This is a genomic window from Actinomycetes bacterium (assembly GCA_024222295.1).
Classification (GTDB): Bacteria; Actinomycetota; Acidimicrobiia; order Acidimicrobiales; family Microtrichaceae; genus JAAEPF01.
Genome location: JAAEPF010000023.1, coordinates 408,708 through 425,032, shown reverse-complemented (window position 1 = coordinate 425,032; position 16,325 = coordinate 408,708). Strand labels below are relative to the sequence as shown.

Annotated in this window: 15 protein-coding genes and 3 tRNA genes; 3 read left to right on the top strand and 15 right to left on the bottom strand. The window is 66.4% G+C overall.

The window, feature by feature from the left end:
* From tuf to GY812_07910, 3 genes are all read right to left on the bottom strand, one after another.
* A partial coding sequence (gene tuf / locus GY812_07920; protein MCP4435405.1) for an elongation factor Tu occupies window positions 1–141 on the bottom strand: 141 nt, incomplete at its 3' end.
* A gap of 45 nt (window positions 142–186) precedes the next feature.
* Window positions 187–263 (bottom strand) — tRNA-Met (locus GY812_07915).
* Window positions 264–308: 45 nt separating this feature from the next.
* Window positions 309–384, bottom strand: a tRNA-Thr gene (locus GY812_07910).
* Window positions 385–527: 143 nt separating this feature from the next.
* On the opposite strand from GY812_07910, the gene GY812_07905 reads away from it, so the two are divergent.
* Both GY812_07905 and GY812_07900 read left to right on the top strand, forming a co-directional pair.
* Window positions 528–1,838 (top strand): hypothetical protein, encoded by a 1,311-nt coding sequence (locus GY812_07905; GenBank protein MCP4435404.1) that lies wholly within the window; start codon window positions 528–530, stop codon window positions 1,836–1,838.
* A 62-nt stretch (window positions 1,839–1,900) separates the two neighbouring features.
* Complete coding sequence (locus tag GY812_07900) at window positions 1,901–2,392, top strand: N-acetyltransferase (GenBank protein ID MCP4435403.1); 492 nt, start codon at window positions 1,901–1,903, stop codon at window positions 2,390–2,392.
* Between the two features lie 54 nt (window positions 2,393–2,446).
* On the opposite strand, the gene GY812_07895 is transcribed toward GY812_07900, so the two are convergent.
* Window positions 2,447–2,529: transfer RNA gene (locus GY812_07895), tRNA-Tyr, on the bottom strand.
* Between the two features lie 90 nt (window positions 2,530–2,619).
* On the opposite strand from GY812_07895, the gene GY812_07890 reads away from it, so the two are divergent.
* On the top strand, window positions 2,620–3,108 hold the full coding sequence (locus GY812_07890; protein MCP4435402.1) for a YajQ family cyclic di-GMP-binding protein: 489 nt from the start codon (window positions 2,620–2,622) through the stop codon (window positions 3,106–3,108).
* Between the two features lie 162 nt (window positions 3,109–3,270).
* Here the strand turns inward: GY812_07890 and GY812_07885 are convergent, their stop codons facing one another.
* The 11 genes from GY812_07885 to GY812_07835 form a co-directional block, all read right to left on the bottom strand.
* Window positions 3,271–4,059 carry a zinc metalloprotease HtpX gene (locus GY812_07885; protein MCP4435401.1) on the bottom strand — a complete coding sequence of 263 codons (789 nt, stop codon included), beginning with the start codon at window positions 4,057–4,059 and terminating at the stop codon, window positions 3,271–3,273.
* 199 nt (window positions 4,060–4,258) lie between these two features.
* On the bottom strand, window positions 4,259–4,771 hold the full coding sequence (locus GY812_07880; GenBank protein ID MCP4435400.1) for a hypothetical protein: 513 nt from the start codon (window positions 4,769–4,771) through the stop codon (window positions 4,259–4,261).
* Window positions 4,772–4,833: 62 nt separating this feature from the next.
* Window positions 4,834–6,360, bottom strand: a complete 1,527-nt coding sequence (locus tag GY812_07875) for an FMN-binding glutamate synthase family protein (GenBank protein ID MCP4435399.1) — start codon at window positions 6,358–6,360, stop codon at window positions 4,834–4,836.
* 59 nt (window positions 6,361–6,419) lie between these two features.
* The gene (gene acs / locus GY812_07870) at window positions 6,420–8,435 is read right to left on the bottom strand and encodes an acetate--CoA ligase (GenBank protein ID MCP4435398.1); all 2,016 of its coding nucleotides are present in this window, start codon (window positions 8,433–8,435) and stop codon (window positions 6,420–6,422) included.
* Window positions 8,436–8,499: 64 nt separating this feature from the next.
* A complete protein-coding gene (locus tag GY812_07865) occupies window positions 8,500–9,570 on the bottom strand; it encodes a hypothetical protein (protein MCP4435397.1) in 1,071 nt (356 codons plus the stop codon).
* 12 nt (window positions 9,571–9,582) lie between these two features.
* Window positions 9,583–11,088, bottom strand: a complete 1,506-nt coding sequence (locus GY812_07860; protein MCP4435396.1) for an NADH-quinone oxidoreductase subunit N — start codon at window positions 11,086–11,088, stop codon at window positions 9,583–9,585.
* 15 nt (window positions 11,089–11,103) lie between these two features.
* A complete protein-coding gene (locus GY812_07855; GenBank protein ID MCP4435395.1) occupies window positions 11,104–12,636 on the bottom strand; it encodes an NADH-quinone oxidoreductase subunit M in 1,533 nt (510 codons plus the stop codon).
* Between the two features lie 19 nt (window positions 12,637–12,655).
* The gene (locus GY812_07850; GenBank protein MCP4435394.1) at window positions 12,656–14,959 is read right to left on the bottom strand and encodes an NADH-quinone oxidoreductase subunit L; all 2,304 of its coding nucleotides are present in this window, start codon (window positions 14,957–14,959) and stop codon (window positions 12,656–12,658) included.
* Between the two features lie 7 nt (window positions 14,960–14,966).
* Complete coding sequence (gene nuoK / locus GY812_07845; GenBank protein ID MCP4435393.1) at window positions 14,967–15,263, bottom strand: NADH-quinone oxidoreductase subunit NuoK; 297 nt, start codon at window positions 15,261–15,263, stop codon at window positions 14,967–14,969.
* Between the two features lies 1 nt (window position 15,264).
* Complete coding sequence (locus GY812_07840; protein ID MCP4435392.1) at window positions 15,265–15,822, bottom strand: NADH-quinone oxidoreductase subunit J; 558 nt, start codon at window positions 15,820–15,822, stop codon at window positions 15,265–15,267.
* Window positions 15,819–16,304: an NADH-quinone oxidoreductase subunit I gene (locus GY812_07835; GenBank protein MCP4435391.1), complete on the bottom strand. Its 486-nt coding sequence runs from the start codon at window positions 16,302–16,304 to the stop codon at window positions 15,819–15,821. The genes GY812_07840 and GY812_07835 overlap by 4 nt, the downstream gene beginning before the upstream one ends.
* Between the last annotated feature and the right edge of the window lie 21 nt (window positions 16,305–16,325).

Here is a 16,325-nt window from a genome sequence, read left to right as displayed (position 1 = left end):
CTCCGTAAACGCATTCCCATCAACACGATCAGACAAAGTCTTGGTGATCGCAGCCGTCAACGTCGTCTTCCCATGGTCAATATGACCCATCGTCCCCACATTCACATGCGGCTTCGTACGCTCAAACTTCTCCTTGGACATGGGCTACTCCTGGTGTGTGGTGTGGATGGAGCCGGCGGACCGGCGTGGTAGCGGCGGTCGGAATCGAACCGACGACCTCTCGATTATGAGCCGAGCGCTCTCACCATCTGAGCTACGCCGCCGCGTGCCGGCGCAAGCCGACTCGCCGACGCAGCCGGGCTGCGCCGTGGAGCCCCCTGTCAGAATCGAACTGACGACCTTTTCCTTACCATGGAAACGCTCTGCCGACTGAGCTAAGGAGGCAACTGCCCAACCTCGGTTGGACCGGACGCTGAGAATAGCTAGGAACGGTTCCGGGCTACAACACCGATCCGGCTGCCGGGTCGGGCCGATCGCCGCTCCGCTCGGGCTCCGAGGGCTCCTGACGGGCCCCGACCCTGCTCAAGTTGCGACGGTTCGCGCGCCGATGGGATGACGTGCGCTTCGAACGACTCGTGATCGACTCAGGCGACCATTCACTGGCCGTCGACCTCCACCCACGCCTCACCGTGCTGACCGGCCTCGGCCAGTTCGAACGGGACGCCCTCACCACCGAGATGATCGGCGCGCTGTCAACGTCGCGGCCCGGCGTTCACCTCGAGCTGCAGTCCGATGCCGGGACCCGCTTCGCCGTGTTCCGCCCCGAGGGATCGGATCCCAAGGTCATCGACATCGACAACCGCCTCGACGTCACCAGCCAGTTCATCGACGCCAACGGCCGCATCGACCTGCTCGGCCGGGCCGGGCTCGACACCCATACGGCGCGGCGCCTGATGTGCGCCGACTCACGCCGGCTGAGCGAGAACTCCGAGGGCGACCAGCTCGTGCTGCAGCTCGCTGCTGTCGAACAGGCCGAACTCTGGTCGACTGCCGAGCGGCTGGTGGCGGCCAACCGCGAACTCGACCGCGAGGCGGAGGAGGTCGGCTCCACCGCCGAGGATGCCGACGCGGTCGCCCGCATCGAGGAGACCCACCAGCAGTTCGAGGACGCAGCGGCCCAGTCCGAGTCGGTGCGAAAGATCAACTTCCTCGTCGCGGGTATCGCGGCGCTGTTCTCCATACCGGCCGCCCGCATGATGGGAGCACTCGGAATCGCGGCAATGGCCGTCATAGCTGCGGCCGCGGTGATGGTGTCGGTCGCCTACTGGCGGCGCGCACAATCTGCCGCCAACGCAGAGGCCGAGGCGCTCGATGCAGCGGGCGCCCACAGCTACCTGGGCTTCCACCTGCAGAGGGTCAACGGCCTGCTCGGCTCGGATGCACATCGGCGCCGGCTGCTCGAGGCCGCCGAGAACCAGCGTGACGCCCAGTCACGATGGAGTGTGCTGGCCGGCAACGTAACCGTCGAATGGGCCATGGAGCACCGCGCGGCGATCGTGTCGGCTGCCGCCACAGGACGCGACCTCGCCCACGCAACGACCGGTGGGATCGCAGCCACCGGTGGCCCCTTGCCGGCAGTGGGGCGGGCACTCAACGAGTGCCTCGGCGAGGTCCGCAACGTGGGTCCGGGCGGCGAGAGTTTCCCGTTGGTCCTCGATGAACCGTTCCTGAACTGCGATCCGCAGATAGTGGGTCCTCTGCTGGAGACGATTCTCGAGCAGTCGGCACACCAGCAGGTCCTGCTGCTCACCGACTCGGCCGAGATCCGCTCCTGGGCCGGCCTCGAGGCGATGACCGGCGCGCTGGAAGTGGTCGAGCCGATGCCGGCCACGACCTGAGCTCAGGGGAGCCCCGCAAACACCTTCAGTCGCGCCAGCCGGGCGACGGTAGGTTGAGCCACGTGCAGCTCCGCGACGCCACGGCCGACGATGCGCCGGCAATCCTCGAGATCTACCACCACCAGGTCCTGACCTCCACCGCCACGTTCGATCTGGTACCACGCACCCTCGACGAGCAGGTCGAGTGGCTCACCAGCCGCGCCGGAGCCCACGTGGTGATGGTCGCCGTGGACGAGGCCGATGGCCAGGTAGCGGGATTCGGCGCCTTGTCGGCCTACAGGGAGCGGGCCGGCTACGCCACGACCGTGGAGGACAGCGTCTATGTGTCCGAGCACCACCAGGGGCGCGGCGTGGGGAGGCTGCTGCTGGCCGAGCTCGTGGAACGGGCCCGCTCGCACGGATTCCATGCGCTGATGGCCAAGATCGTCGGCGGCCACGAGGTCTCGATCGGACTGCACCGCAACTGCGGTTTCGAGATCGTGGGCACCGAGCGGGAGGTCGGCCGCAAGTTCGGGCGCTGGCTCGACGTCGTGTTGATGGAGATGCTGCTGTGAGCCCGCGCCGCCAGTAGACGTGCCGGCAGGCGCGGACCCCGCTTGCATGTTCCGTGGGCCGGGGAGGATTTGAACCTCCGAAGGCATACGCCGGCAGGTTTACAGCCTGCTCCCTTTGGCCGCTCGGGCACCGACCCGGAAGTGGATCACGATAGCGTTCCGCTCGCACGCGGCAGCAATCGGACTGCCACCACCAGACCGCCAGCCCAAAGGGAGGCCGACTTCACATGCCCAGCTTCGACATCACCTCAGAAGTGGACGAACAGGAGATGCGCAACGCCGTCGACCAGGCGAACCGCGAGGTGTCCAACCGGTTCGACTTCAAGCAGACCGATTCATCGGTCGAGCTCGGCGAGACCACCATCACGCTTCGGTCGGCAACCGAGGAGCGGCTGAAGGCCCTGCGCCAAGTGCTCGAGGAGAAGATGGCGAAGAGGAAGGTGTCGATGAAGGCACTGGACTGGGCAAACGTCGAGGAGGCCTCGGGCGGCTCTGCGCGCCAGGTGGCCACCCTCGTCTCCGGGATCGGCTCCGAGAAGGCCAAGGAGATCAACAAGGCGATCAAGGCAATGGGCCTCAAGGGAGTGCAGACCCAGACCCAGGGGGAGCACGTGCGGGTGACCGCCAAGAAGCGTGACGCCCTGCAGGAGGTCATCGCCGGCTGCAAGGAAGCCGATTTCGGAATCCCGCTGCAGTTCGGCAACTTCAGGGATTGACCCAGCTGACTCTCTCGCCGGGGCACCGCCGGTAGGCCCGACCGGCCGGCTCAGGCCTCCGGAAGTGCTGCGGCAAGGACGGTTGCGTCGTACTCCCACCCCCTGGTGCAGCTGAACGCCCCGAGGGCCTCATGGACGGCGGCGACCATACCGGTCAACCACTCACGCCCACGCGTTGGTGCGCAACCTCACGATTCGGTCCTCGACCGGCGGGTGGGTTGAGAACAGCTTCGTTACCTGCCGGCCACGCAGCGGGTTGACGATGTAGTTGGACGCCTCTGCCGGATTCACCTGGGAGGGTATCCGGGCCGCACCGTCGTCCAGGCGCTCGAGTGCCCGCGCCAGAGGCTCCCCGGTGCCCAGAAGTCGGGCTGCGGATGCGTCGGCCTCGAACTCCCGGCTGCGGCTGATCGCCATCTGGATCATCGCGGCTGCTATCGGCGCCAGGATCAGCATCAGCAACCCGGCGAACGGGTTGTCGCGGCTGTTGCCGTTGCTGCCGCCGCCGAATATGAGCGCCCAACGTGCCATCGAGGCCACGAACGTGATCCCCATCGCCACTGCTGCCGCCACCGAACCGATCAAGATGTCGCGGTTGCGGACGTGCGCGAGCTCGTGGGCGAGGACTCCCTGGATCTCTTCCCACGACAGCGTCTGAAGCAGTCCTTCGGTCACGCACACCGCCGCGTTCTGCGGGTTGCGACCGGTGGCGAAGGCGTTGGGTTGCGGCTGGGGCGACACGTACAGCTTCGGCTTCGGAATCGATGCACGTTGGGCCAGCTCGGCCACGATCGCGTGGTACTGCGGCATCTGGGTCTCGGTGACCTCGATGGCCTTGGCGGAGCGGATCGCCAGCTTGTCCGAGAACCAGTACGAGCCCATGGTCATGGCCAGGCCGATGAACAGCCCTATGACCACTCCCGTGCGACCCCAGAAGGAGCCGATGAACATGCAGAGCGCACCGAGGCCTGCGAGCAGCACCGCTGTCTTGAGGTTGTTGCGCAAGCCCGCCTCCCGGTCGGTGTCATCGGGGCCGCAGACATGATGGTACGGCGCCAACCCCTCGGCCCACTTCAGTCGGCGCGTGGCTCTGTGCCCAGGCTCAGGACGCGGTTGCGGAACCACCCGGCAACCCACGGCCCGACCGCACCTACTCGTAGTAGCCGGAGTGGATGTACACGCACGGCACACCCTGGGAGTGGAACATGTCCACGTTGCGCGGGTCGTCCTCGAAGGCGAGCCGCAGGTCGAAGGCCCGCGAGCGCAGTTCGTGCACCGTGCGCAGCTTGAAGGTGCGTGCGGCGGAGTAGTCACCGAAGTCACGCATGATCAGCAGGTCCCAGCGCAGCCCGTATCGATCGAGCCAGGCAAGCGTCTGTGGCTGCACCCTTATGGGCCGCGCGGTGAGCAGGACGATCCGGTACGAGGCATCGATCACCTCGAGCATCCGGCCGACCTCGTCGATCAGCTCGTCGTCGCCACATGCGTGGAAGAAGGCCTCCCAGTCGCGCCGTGGGTACTCGATGAAATGCTGCCGTGTGCTCGCATCAGACAGCACCCCGTCGATGTCGAACACCACCGTCGGGTGGGGCTCCTCGGCCACGGGCTCGATTGCATCTTCGCGCCACAGCCAGTTCTCGAATGTGTGGTCCCAACTCGGCACCGGCCAAGGATACCGGCGTCCGCTGCAGCCACCGCAGTCGGCACCGGCGCCGGCCGGGTCGGTCAGCGCGCCGACGGATCGTCGGCGCGGTCGGCCACCATCGAGGCCATCGGGGCCCAATCGTGGGCGAGGGACACCCTGTCGGCCTGGCTTGGCTTGCCCCAGGAGGCATCGCGGTAGCCGGCAAGCTCGCCGAGCGACACCGAGCTGCGTGCGTCCTGCAGCACCTCCACCTGGTCTGCGCCTACCCACCCCGGGTGCGGCTCGCCACACGCCCGCGAGAGGCGCAACAGCTCGTGGCGAAGCGTCGCCAGGTAGCGGGCCGAGCGGGGGGCCTTGTCAGAGGGCACCAGGCCTCGCTCCAGGCGCGAGCTCTGTGTGGCAACGCCCGTCGGGCAGTTCCCGGAGTGACAGCGCTGGGCCTGGATGCATCCGACCGCGAGCATCGACTCGCGAGCCACGGCGAGCATGTCGCACCCGAGCGCCATCGCGGCGAGCGCCCGGTGCGGCAGGCCGAGGCGACCAGCGCCCACGAACACGATGTCGGAGGCGTTTCCCTCTACTGCGAACCGGCTGAACACCTCCGGGAACCCACGCAGGAACGGCATCGCCACGTGGTCACTGAAGACCAGCGGCGCAGCCCCGGTGCCGCCCTCCCCACCGTCGATGGCGATGAAGTCGGGCCCACCGCCGGTCCGGCGCATCCTGCCGGCGAGGTCCGACCAGAACCCGAGCTCACCGACGGCCGACTTGATGCCCACCGGCAGTCCGGTCGCGTCGGCCACTTGCTCGATGAACTCGATCATCGAGTCCACGTCGCGAAACGCCGTGTGGCCACTCGGTGACTTGCACGTCTCTCCCACCGGGATCCCGCGGATGGCCGCGATGTCCGGGGTCACCTTGGCGCCGGGCAGCATCCCTCCCAGCCCCGGCTTGGCACCCTGGGAGAGCTTGATCTCGATTGCCCGTACCGGTGATTCGTCGATGGACTCGAGAAGCTTCGGCAACGAGAACGCCCCGGAGCCGTCGCGACAGCCGAAGTACGCGGTACCCACCTGGAAGATGAGGTCGCCGCCCTGCAGGTGGTGCGGAGAGATACCGCCCTCGCCGGTGTTGTGCAGACAGTGTGCCGCCGCTGCTCCGGCGTTGAGGGCCTCGATTGCCCGTCCGGACAGGGCCCCATAGGACATCGCGGACACGTAGACGATGGAGTCGGGCCTGAACGCCTTCGCGCGGTTGTGGCCTGCCCCCCACACCTTGGCGCACGGGACCGTGAAGTCCTCGTCCGGGCCGGCCGGTTCGCCCGGCAGCGGTTCCAACGGGAACGTGCGTTGCCGCGCGATCAGGTATCCGGGGGTGCGCTCCATCTGGGCGTCCGAGCCAAAGCCGAACGTGTTGTCCTGGCCCTTCGCGGAGGAGTAGATCCAGCGCCTCTCGTCACGACTGAAAGGGCGTTCCTCGTTGTTGGAGGTGACTATGTACTGGCGCAGTTCCGGCCCCACACCTTCCAGCCAGTAGCGGAAGTGCCCGAGCACCGGGTAGTTGCGCAGGATGGCCTTGTGGGTCTGAAGGCGGTCGAACACCACCATCGCCACAAAGGCGACGCCCAGCGCGATGAGGACCCACCAGAGCCAGTGCACCGCAGCGCTCAGTCCTCGTCGGTTCCCTCTGAGGCACGCTCGCGGATCGCTTCCACGACCGTCGAGTCGGCAAGGGTGGTGGTGTCACCCAGCCTGCGGCCTTCCACCACGTCGCGCAGCAGGCGTCGCATGATCTTTCCGGATCGGGTCTTGGGCAGGTCAGGCACGATGATCACGGCCCGCGGCTTGGTGATGGCGCCGAGCTTGTCGCCCACGTGCAGCCGGATCTCCTCGCGCAGTGCATCGGAACCCTCGAATCCACTTCGCAGGATCACGTAACCCACCACTGCCTGGCCGGTCGTGTCGTCAGTCGCACCGACCACCGCAGCCTCGGCCACCGCAGGATGGTCCACGAGGGCCGACTCGACCTCGGCGGTCGAGATGCGGTGCCCGGAGATGTTCATCACGTCATCGACGCGGCCCAGAACCCAGATGTAGCCATCGCTGTCGACCTTGGCGCCGTCGCCCGCGAAGTAGCGGCCCGGGTACTCCGACCAGTAGGTCTCCTTGTAGCGCTCCGGGTCACCCCAGATGCCCCGCAACATGCCCGGCCAGGGACGGGTGAGTGTGAGGTAGCCGCCGCCCTCTTCGACCTTGTTGCCCTCGGAGTCCACGACTTCGGCGCCCACCCCCGGAATGGCGGAGCATGCCGAGCCCGGCTTGGTGGTGGTGATGCCCGGCAGCGGCGTGAGCATGTGCCCGCCCGTCTCGGTCTGCCACCACGTGTCGACGATCGGACAGCGACCGCCTCCGATGTGCTCGTGGTACCACATCCATGCCTCGGGGTTGATCGGCTCCCCCACCGTGCCGAGCACCCGCAGGCTGGAGAGGTCGCGGCGCTGCGGTTCCTGCTCACCCCACTTCATGAAGGTGCGGATCGCGGTGGGTGCGGTGTAGAGCTGGGTGACCCCGTAGCGCTCGACGATGCTCCACAGCCGGTCCTTGGGCCAGGTGGAAGGGTCGCCCTCGCGATGCTGCTCGCGGGGTGTGTCGGGTGTGCCCTCGTAGATCACCGAGGTGGCCCCGTTGCACAGCGGCCCGTAGACGATGTAGCTGTGACCGGTGACCCAGCCGACGTCCGCGGCGCACCAGTACACGTCTTCGTCCGCCTTCAGGTCGAATACGGCCTTGTGGGTCCAGGCCACGTGGGTGAGGTAGCCACCGCTGGTGTGCATGATGCCCTTGGGCTTGGCAGTGGTGCCCGAGGTGTAGAGCAGGTAGAGCAGCTGCTCGGAGTCGAACGGCTCGGCCGGGCAATGGGTGCCGAGCTCCGAGCGCGCCTCCTCGACGGCGTCGTCCCACCAGTGGTCGCGACCGGCCTCCATCTCGATGCCCTCACCGCCGCAGCGGTCGGCAACCACAACCGAACGCACCGTGGGGCACTTGGACAGCGCGGCATCGACGTTGGGCTTCAGCCAGAACGGCTCGCCGCGGCGGTAGCTGCCGTCGGCGGTGACGACCACGGTGGCCGCGGCGTCGTTGATGCGGTCGATGAGCGAGTCGGGGCTGAAGCCGCCGAACACCACGCTGTGCGCGGCGCCGAGACGGGCACAGGCGAGCATGGCGACGACCGTCTCCGGGATCATGGGCATGTAGATGCACACCCGGTCGCCCTGCTCTATGCCGAGGCGCCGCAGGGCCAGGGCGAAGGCCATCACGTCATCGAGCAGATCGGAGTAGGTGATGGTGCGGGTGTCTCCCGGCTCGCCTTCGAAGTGGAAGGCCACCTTGTCGCCGCGTCCGGCCTCGACGTGGCGGTCGAGGCAGTTGTGGGTGACGTTGAGCTTGCCGCCCACGAACCACTTGGCGAACGGCAGGTCCCACTCGAGGGTGGTGTGGAACGGCTCGGCCCAGTCGATCAGGTCGCGCGCGTTGTCCGCCCAGAATCCCTCGAAGTCTGCGTCTGCCAGGTCGTAGACCGCCGGGTCGTTGTAGTTGGCGCGTGCGGCGAACTCCGCTGGTGGCGGGAACGTCCGCTCCTCGGTGTAGATGTCCTCGATCGTGGGCGAGTCCTTGTCGGCCATGGCCGGTCCCCCTTCGGTTGTACCCGCACGGACTGTAGCGGTACGAACAACCCCTGCGATCCGATCACCGCCACTCGAGAGCTGTGAACCCGCCGAGGCCGTTCGGGTCACACAGGGCTTCGGCTTCTACGATCACGCTGCGTGCACGGATCGCCTCGAGATCGCCGATGCCGGCACGGTCATCCCACTCGTCGCGCGCAACCTGCACGAGCTGGTCGATCCCGTTGGCAGCCAGCCAGTCCGCCTGCGACTGCACCAGCGATGGCGGCGGGAGCTGGTCGAGGGCCACGTCCACCGTGATGTCGCGCGTTGCGGGAGCATCGAACGGGTCGCCCCCACGCTCGTGGCCGCGGTAGGTGCGCAGCCACTCCGGCTGGGCCCGGTCTGCCATCTCGGAGGTCGACCGGCAGTAGTCGAACACCACCACCGAACCGGACTCCACGAGGTCGGTGGCGCGCTGCACCCACGCGGTGGCGTTCGTCTGCCACGGCACCCGGGTGCCGTCGGGAGCATCGGGAACGAGCCTGTCCAGCTCGGCGCCCTCGGAGGTCGAGAGCTCGACGGGAGCTTCCGCGAGCCGACCGTCAACGGCCTCAACACACACCTCGACCCAACGGCCGGCGTCGCGCTGCACCAACCGGAACGGCAGGTTGTCGAGCAGTTCGTTGGCAACGACTGCTCCGGTGATCGGCGTGTCGGGGAAGTCGGCCGACTGCGTGAAGTGTGGGCCCGCACCACTCGGCTCGCCCGCCGCGATGTCGAGGTGGTCCGCCTGTGCGGAGCGGAGGGTGGAGGAACGTTCCACCATCACCCATCGCAGCGCCGGCGAGCACACCGGATCGGCAGCGCTCACCGAGATGGCCAGGGCACCCCGACCTGCTCCGGCCTCCACGACGGTGAATGGGTCCGGTCGGTCCAGGTCGTCCCAGAGCCGGTCCAGCCTGGCGGCCATCACCGTTCCGAACAGCGGCCCCACCTCCGGGCTCGTGATGAAGTCACCGCCGCGGCGGCCCGCGGAGCCGTCGGTCGCGAAGAACCCCGTCGCCGGCGCATACAACGCCAGCTCCATGTACTGGTCAAAGCGCAGTCGACCCAGGTGGTCGAACGCCTCGGACAGGGCAGCGGGGAGTTCCACTGCGCAGGCCGGTCAGCTGCCGGCGGCTACGAGCTGGAATGTCGTGACGTTGTTGAGAACCTGCGGGAGGATTCCGAACACCAGCGTGGCCACGAGCGTGACGCCCATCGCGAACACGAGGGGTGTTGGCGTACGCACCGGGCTGGTGTCGACCTCGGGCACGTCGTCGAACCACATCGTCTTGGCCACGTTTAGGTAGTAGTAGGCCGCGATGGCCGTGTTGATCGCCATGACGATCGCGAGTGTCCAGCCCAGTCCGGTGCCGGCATCGACCAGCACCGCGAACACGCCGAACTTGGCGAACCAGCCACCGAGCGGCGGGATGCCGATCAGGGATGCCAGGAACACCGTGAGGGCCACTGTGAGCCCCGGCATGTACTGGAACAGGCCGCCGAAGTCCTTGATCTCCGCCGAGCGGGTCTTGCGGGTGATGGCGATGATCACTGCGAATGCGCCGAGGTTCATGGCCGCGTAGATCACCAGGTAGTTGATGGTTGCCTGCAGGGCGAGCTCCGGATTGGCCCCGGCCACGGCGAACGGGGCCAGCATGAAGCCGGCCTGCGCGATGCCCGAGTATGCAAGCATGCGGATCACGTTGGTCTGGCGCAGCGCGATCAGGTTGCCGACCGTCATCGATGCCACGGCCAGCACGAAGAATGCCGGCTGGATTACGTCGTCGCGGACGATGAACGAGAAGTAGGTGACCTGGATGAGGGCCACGAAGCCGGCCGCCTTGGAAGCCACCGCCAGAAATGCCGTGACCGGCGTGGGCGCGCCTTCATAGGTGTCGGGCGCCCACACGTGGAACGGCACCGCGGAGACCTTGAAGCCGAAACCGATGATCACGAACAACAGCGCCAGCGTCACCACGGGCACACCGTCGTCGCCCATCTCGAAGAGCTTCACCCCGATCTCGGTGAGGTTCGTGCTCCCGCCGAGGCCGTAGGCCAGCGACAGGCCGTAGAGCAGTATGGCGGAGGCGAACACGCCCATCAGGTAGTACTTCAGGCCCGCCTCGTTGGATCGCTCGTCTCCCTTGCGCCACGCCGCCATCATGTAGGCCGGGATGGAGAGCAGCTCGAGGGCCACGAAGATGCCGATCAGGTCACGGCTCGAGGCCATCACCGTCATGCCGAGCACCGAGCAGACCAGCAACAGGTAGTACTCCGACTCCCAGTAGTCGCCCTCGGCCATGTAGTTCGTGGACAACAGCACCACGATGTAAGCCGACACGATGAACAGCGCCTTGAGCACGAGCGCCATCGAATCGACCACGTAGCCACCGTCGAGCATCACCCAGGGCCCGTCGCCGCTGGCGGCCATCAGCGCCAGCGGAATCAGCGAACCAAGGAACCCGAGGCCTGCGATGGCAGGCATCGCCGGGCGGGCCCGCTCGAGCTTCACCGAGTCGAGCAGTGCCAACACGATGATCGTGCCGACCAGGATGAGTTCGGGCGCGAGCGCGTAGTAGTCCATGTGCGGCTTGTCGAAGGCGACCTCGGCGGTCTGCTGCAGCATGGCCAACACGTCGGATCAGCCTCCGGTGGCTGCGGCGGCGACGATCGTCGCGGCCGGATTGGTGACGTCGAATATGAGGCTCGGCAGGAAGCCCAGCACCACGATCAGCACGAGAAGCGGTGCCCAGGAGATCCACTCGGTGGGCTGCACGTCGGTGATCTCCGGATCGTCTGCGAACTCCTCGGAGGGAGTGCCCATGGCGGTGCGCTGCAGCAACCAGAGCAGGTAGCCGGCCGCCAGCACCGTGCCGAGCGCCGCGATCACCATCAGGGTGCGAAACAGCGCCTCGTTGAGCATCGGAGCGGGCTGGTAGGCGGCGAGGATGGCGGGGAACTCACCCCAGAAACCGGCCAGGCCCGGCAGGCCGAGGGATGCCATCACACAGAAGCCGGCGATCCATCCCATGCGGGGTGCCTGCACCAGCAGGCCACCGAGCCGCTTGATCTCGAGGGTGTGGTAGCGCTCCTTCACAGAGCCGGCAATGAAGAAGAGCATGCCGGTGATGAGGCCGTGCGCAACCATGCCGAAGATCGCCGCGTTGATGCCGAAGTCGGTCAGCGTGGCGATGCCGAGCATCACGAAGCCCATGTGAGCCACAGAGGAGAAGGCGATCAGCCGCTTCATGTCGGTCTGGGCGAGGCATGCCAGGGCGCCGTAGATGATGCCGATGACGGCCAGCACGCCGATGATGGGTGCCCACCACTGGGCTCCCTCGGGCAGGAACGGCAGGGCGATGCGAACGAAGCCGTAGGTGCCGAGCTTCAGCAGCACCGCAGCCAGGATCACCGAACCCTGCGTGGGCGCCTGGGTGTGCGCGTCCGGCAGCCAGGTGTGGAACGGGAACATCGGCACCTTGATGCCGAAGCCCATGAACATGCCGCCGAAGATGAGGATCTGGGTGGTGCGGGCGATGTCCATGCCACCCAGGTCGGTGAGTACGCGCATGTCGAAGGTCTGCTCGGCCGACAGGAAGTACAGCGCCAGGAAGCTGACGATCATCAGCGCCGATCCGAACAGTGTGTACAGGAAGAACTTGATCGAGGCGTACTTGCGTTCGGGTCCGCCCCATACGCCGATCATGAAGTACATCGGCAGCAGCACGACTTCGAAGAACACGAAGAACAGGATCAGGTCCTGTGCGACGAAGGTTCCGATCATGCCGGTCTCGAGCAACAGGATCAGCGCCAGGAACGCCTTCGGGTTGCCTGGAGCCGGGATGTGGTTCCAGCTGTAGATGACGACCAGCGGCACCACCAGCACGGTCAGGGCCATCAGTGGCAGCGAGATGCCGTCGATCCCGATGATGAAACTGCTGTTGATCAGCGGGATCCACTCGGCGTCCACGACGTACTGCAGCGAGCCCGCAGCGTCGTAGTCGAAGTCGAACAGGAAGAGGATCCCGAGCAGCAACGATGCGCCCGAGGCCACGAGCGCGATGGTCTTGTGGGTCTCCTCCGCCTCCTTCGGGACCAGCATCATCAAGAGCGCGCCGGCCAGCGGCACGAAGGTGATGAGGATCAGTCCCCAGTCGGTCAGGAAGTCAGTCATGGAAGTGGTCTCCCGAGTCTCAGCCGATGGCCACTACGAACACGCCGGCCAGCAACGCTGCGGCGGCGAAGAACAATGCGGTGTACTGCTGGATACGTCCCGATTGCAGGTGGCGCAGCACTCCACCTGATTCGGATGCCGTCACACCGGCACCGTTGACGGCGCCGTCGACGACCTTCTGGTCGATGTTGTCGTAGACCCATTCGCCGGCGGCGACCGCTGTGGCGCCCGCGCCGTCGACCACACCGTCGAGGACCTTCTGGTTGAACCAGTTGGTGGCCCGTGCGGCAGGTCCCTTCACGAAGCCCGTGATCACGTCGGTGTAGAGCCAGTCGAAGTAGTACTTGTTGACCAGCACGTTCTTGCCGAATCCGGCCACGGCGTTGCGCTCCGAGAGTCCCTGGAAGAACTTCAGTCCGTCGTGCCAGTAGTAGAGGTAGGTCAGCCCGATGCCCGCGCCGGCGACGGCCAGCGAACCCAGCGCCAGCGGGATGTTGAAGCTCGCGTGGCTGATGCTGGGGAAGTAGGCGCCCACGGGCTCCACGAACTGCTCGAACTGCGTGTGCAGCGACTCGGGGAACTCGATCGGTCCGATCTTCTTGGGAAGGTTGAGCACACCTACCACCGCGCCGAGGGTGGCGAGGATGATGAGTGGCACGGTGATCCGCGGTCCTGACTCGTGCGGCGTGCCGTGGCCCCGGTACTCGCCGTAGAACGAGTACCAGATCGTGCGGGTCATGTATGCCGCGGTGCAGAAGGCACCGATGATCAACATCACCAGCATCAGGTGGTAGGTGCCGTTGGCGCCATCGCTGAAGAACGACCCGTGGCCGGCGAGTATCTCGTCCTTGGACCAGAAGCCCGACAGCGGGAAGATGCCTGCCAGTGCGCCGGTGGCGATCAGGTAGGTCCAGAACGTCCTCGGCATGATCTTCCGCAGTCCGCCGTAGTCGTCGACCATGTTGAAGCTGTGGTGGCACGCATGGCTCATCGAGCCGGCGCCGAGGAACAGGCAGGCCTTGAACATGGCGTGGGTGAAGAGGTGGAACATCGCAGCGGTCCAGGCACCCACTCCGAGGGCGGTGACCATGAAGCCGAGCTGCGAAACCGTGGAGTAGGCGAGGACCTTCTTGATGTCCTTCTGCACGAACGCGAGCAACGCACCGAACATCGCCGTGACCGCACCCACGAGGGCCAGCAGGTTGACCGACGAGCCGGCGATCGAGAGCCCTTCCCAGAACACCGGGTAGAGGCGGGCGACCAGGTAGATGCCGGCCACGACCATGGTGGCGGCGTGGATGAGTGCCGAGACCGGGGTGGGGCCGGCCATTGCGTCCGGTAGCCAGGTGTGCAGGACGAACTGGCCGGACTTCGACATGACCGCCGCGATGAGGCAGCACGAGGCGAGCAGCAGGAGGCCGTGGTCGATCCCGCCGTTGGAGGCGAGGATGTTGATGTCGAGGATCGAGAAGGACTTGTCGGCCGCGAAGTACAGCACGATCATGCCGACGAGCAGGCCGATGTCACCCACGCGGTTGGTGAGGAACGCCTTGAGCGCGGCGTTGGAGTTGGGTTTCTCCTCCCACCAGTGGCCGATCAGCGCGAACGAACACACGCCCACCAGCTCCCAGCCGACGATCATCTGGATCGTGCTCTGGGAGAGCACGAAGAAGAGCATCGAGGCGGTGAACAGCGACAGGAAGGCGAAGTAGTGGGTGTAGCGCCGGTCGCCCTTGACGTAGTCGGTGGAGTAGACGTGCACCAGCATCGAGATGATGGTGACGACGAACAGCATGAACACCGACTGGCCGTCGACCATCGTGCCGATGGTGATCAGGGAGCTGCCTGCAACGCCCGTCTCGAACCACGTCGAGCAGCGGACCACGGGCTTGGTCGGGCCGCGGCCCTCTCCGTCACTGGCCATCGCCGCGGATGCAGGAGCCGCCGTAGCCCGGCCGGCCGACTCGCCCTCGGTCAGACCGAGTGCGTTCGAGTTGCCGTCGTCGGCGTTGGTGCCCAGCTCGTCGACGACCTTGGAGCATCCGGGCTCCACGTCCGACAGCGCCGCTGCCTCGGCCTCCGGATCACCCTCGTCGGCCGTCGCTGCGGCGACGGCCGTGCCAGCCGCAGCCTCACTGCTGTCGGCGTTGGTGTGGTTCCACCAGCCCCCAGCGGTGAACAGGGCGAGGATGAAGCAGATGCCCACTGCAGTGACGCCGATCTCGGAGCCCTTGCGCGGCAGGCGCTTGCCGAAGAAGAGGATCAGCAGGAACGACAGCGCCATGATCGCCGGAAGCAACCAGGTGTGTGTCAGGAACCACATGCGCGCGTCAGCCCTTCAGCTCGTCGAGCTCGTCGATGTCCACCGATCGACGGTTGCGGTAGATAAGAAGGACGATCGCAAGGCCCACGCCGACCTCGGCGGCGGCGACTGCGATCACGAACAGGGCGAACACCTGGCCATCGAGGCCATGGAAGGTGCTGAATGCGACCAGGTTGATGTTGACCGCGTTGAGGATCAGCTCGATCGACATCAGCACGAGTACGCCGTTGCGGCGCACGATCACCCCATAGACACCGATCGAGAACAGGATCGCGGCGAGCAGGAGGAACTGGTTGAGCAACATGTCAGTCCCTCCTCGCCAGAACGATGGCGCCGATCAGGGCTCCGGTCAGCATCACGCCGAGAACCTCGAAGGGAATGAGCTGAGGACCGAACACCTCGTTGGCCAGGGCCTGGGTGCGGTTGTTGCCGGCCTGGGCCATCGGGCCGTCATAGGCCTCGAAGGTGAGCTTGTCGTCGCCCCAGGTGCTGACGAGGGCGAACGAGATGACCGCGACGGTGATGACGCCGACGATCACGCCGAGCGGACGCTGGTTGTTGTCGAGGTCGTCGGACTTCCCGAGCGGTGCGCGCGTAAGCATGATGCCGAAGAGGAACAGCACGATGACGGCGCCCAGGTACACGAGGATCTGGGTGATCCCGACGAACTCCGCCTGCAGGAGCAGGTAGTTGATGCCGGCACCGCCCAGCACCACGACCAGCCAGAGCGCTGCGTGCACGACGTTGTCGGTGGTGACCACACGCAGCGCCGCGATGATCATCAGCACCGCCACGATCCCGAAGGCCACGTTGGCCGGCGTGTCGAAAGTCTGCTCGGCCAGCAGCGACGCGAACGCATTCATCGCGGCACCTTCTTCACCTTGGCCTCCGAGCCGGCTTCATAGGCCTCGAACTCGGGCACGGTCTGCATCCACTTGCCCAGCCGCTCCTTGTCGTGGAGCAGGTCGGCGATCTTCAGTTCGGAGTACTCGAACTCGGGGGTCCAGAAGAGGGCCTCGAAGGGGCACACCTCGACGCAGATGCCGCAGTACATGCACAGCGAGAAGTCGATGTCGAAGCGGTCGAGCTTGTTGACCGAACGGGGCTTGCCGCCGGCTCGCCGCGGCGGGGCGAGCGTCTTGTGGCCCTCGATGTAGATGCACCAGTCCGGGCACTCACGGGCGCACAGCATGCAGGCGGTGCAGTTCTCCTCGTGCAGCGAGATCACGCCACGCGCCCTGGGCGCCGGCACGTCGACCTCGTGGGGATACTGGACCGTGTTGGACCCGATGGACGGCGCCGGGATGAGCGTCTTGGCTCCCCGCTTGGGGAACATGGTGTTCATCGCCGTGCGCAGGGTGACCGC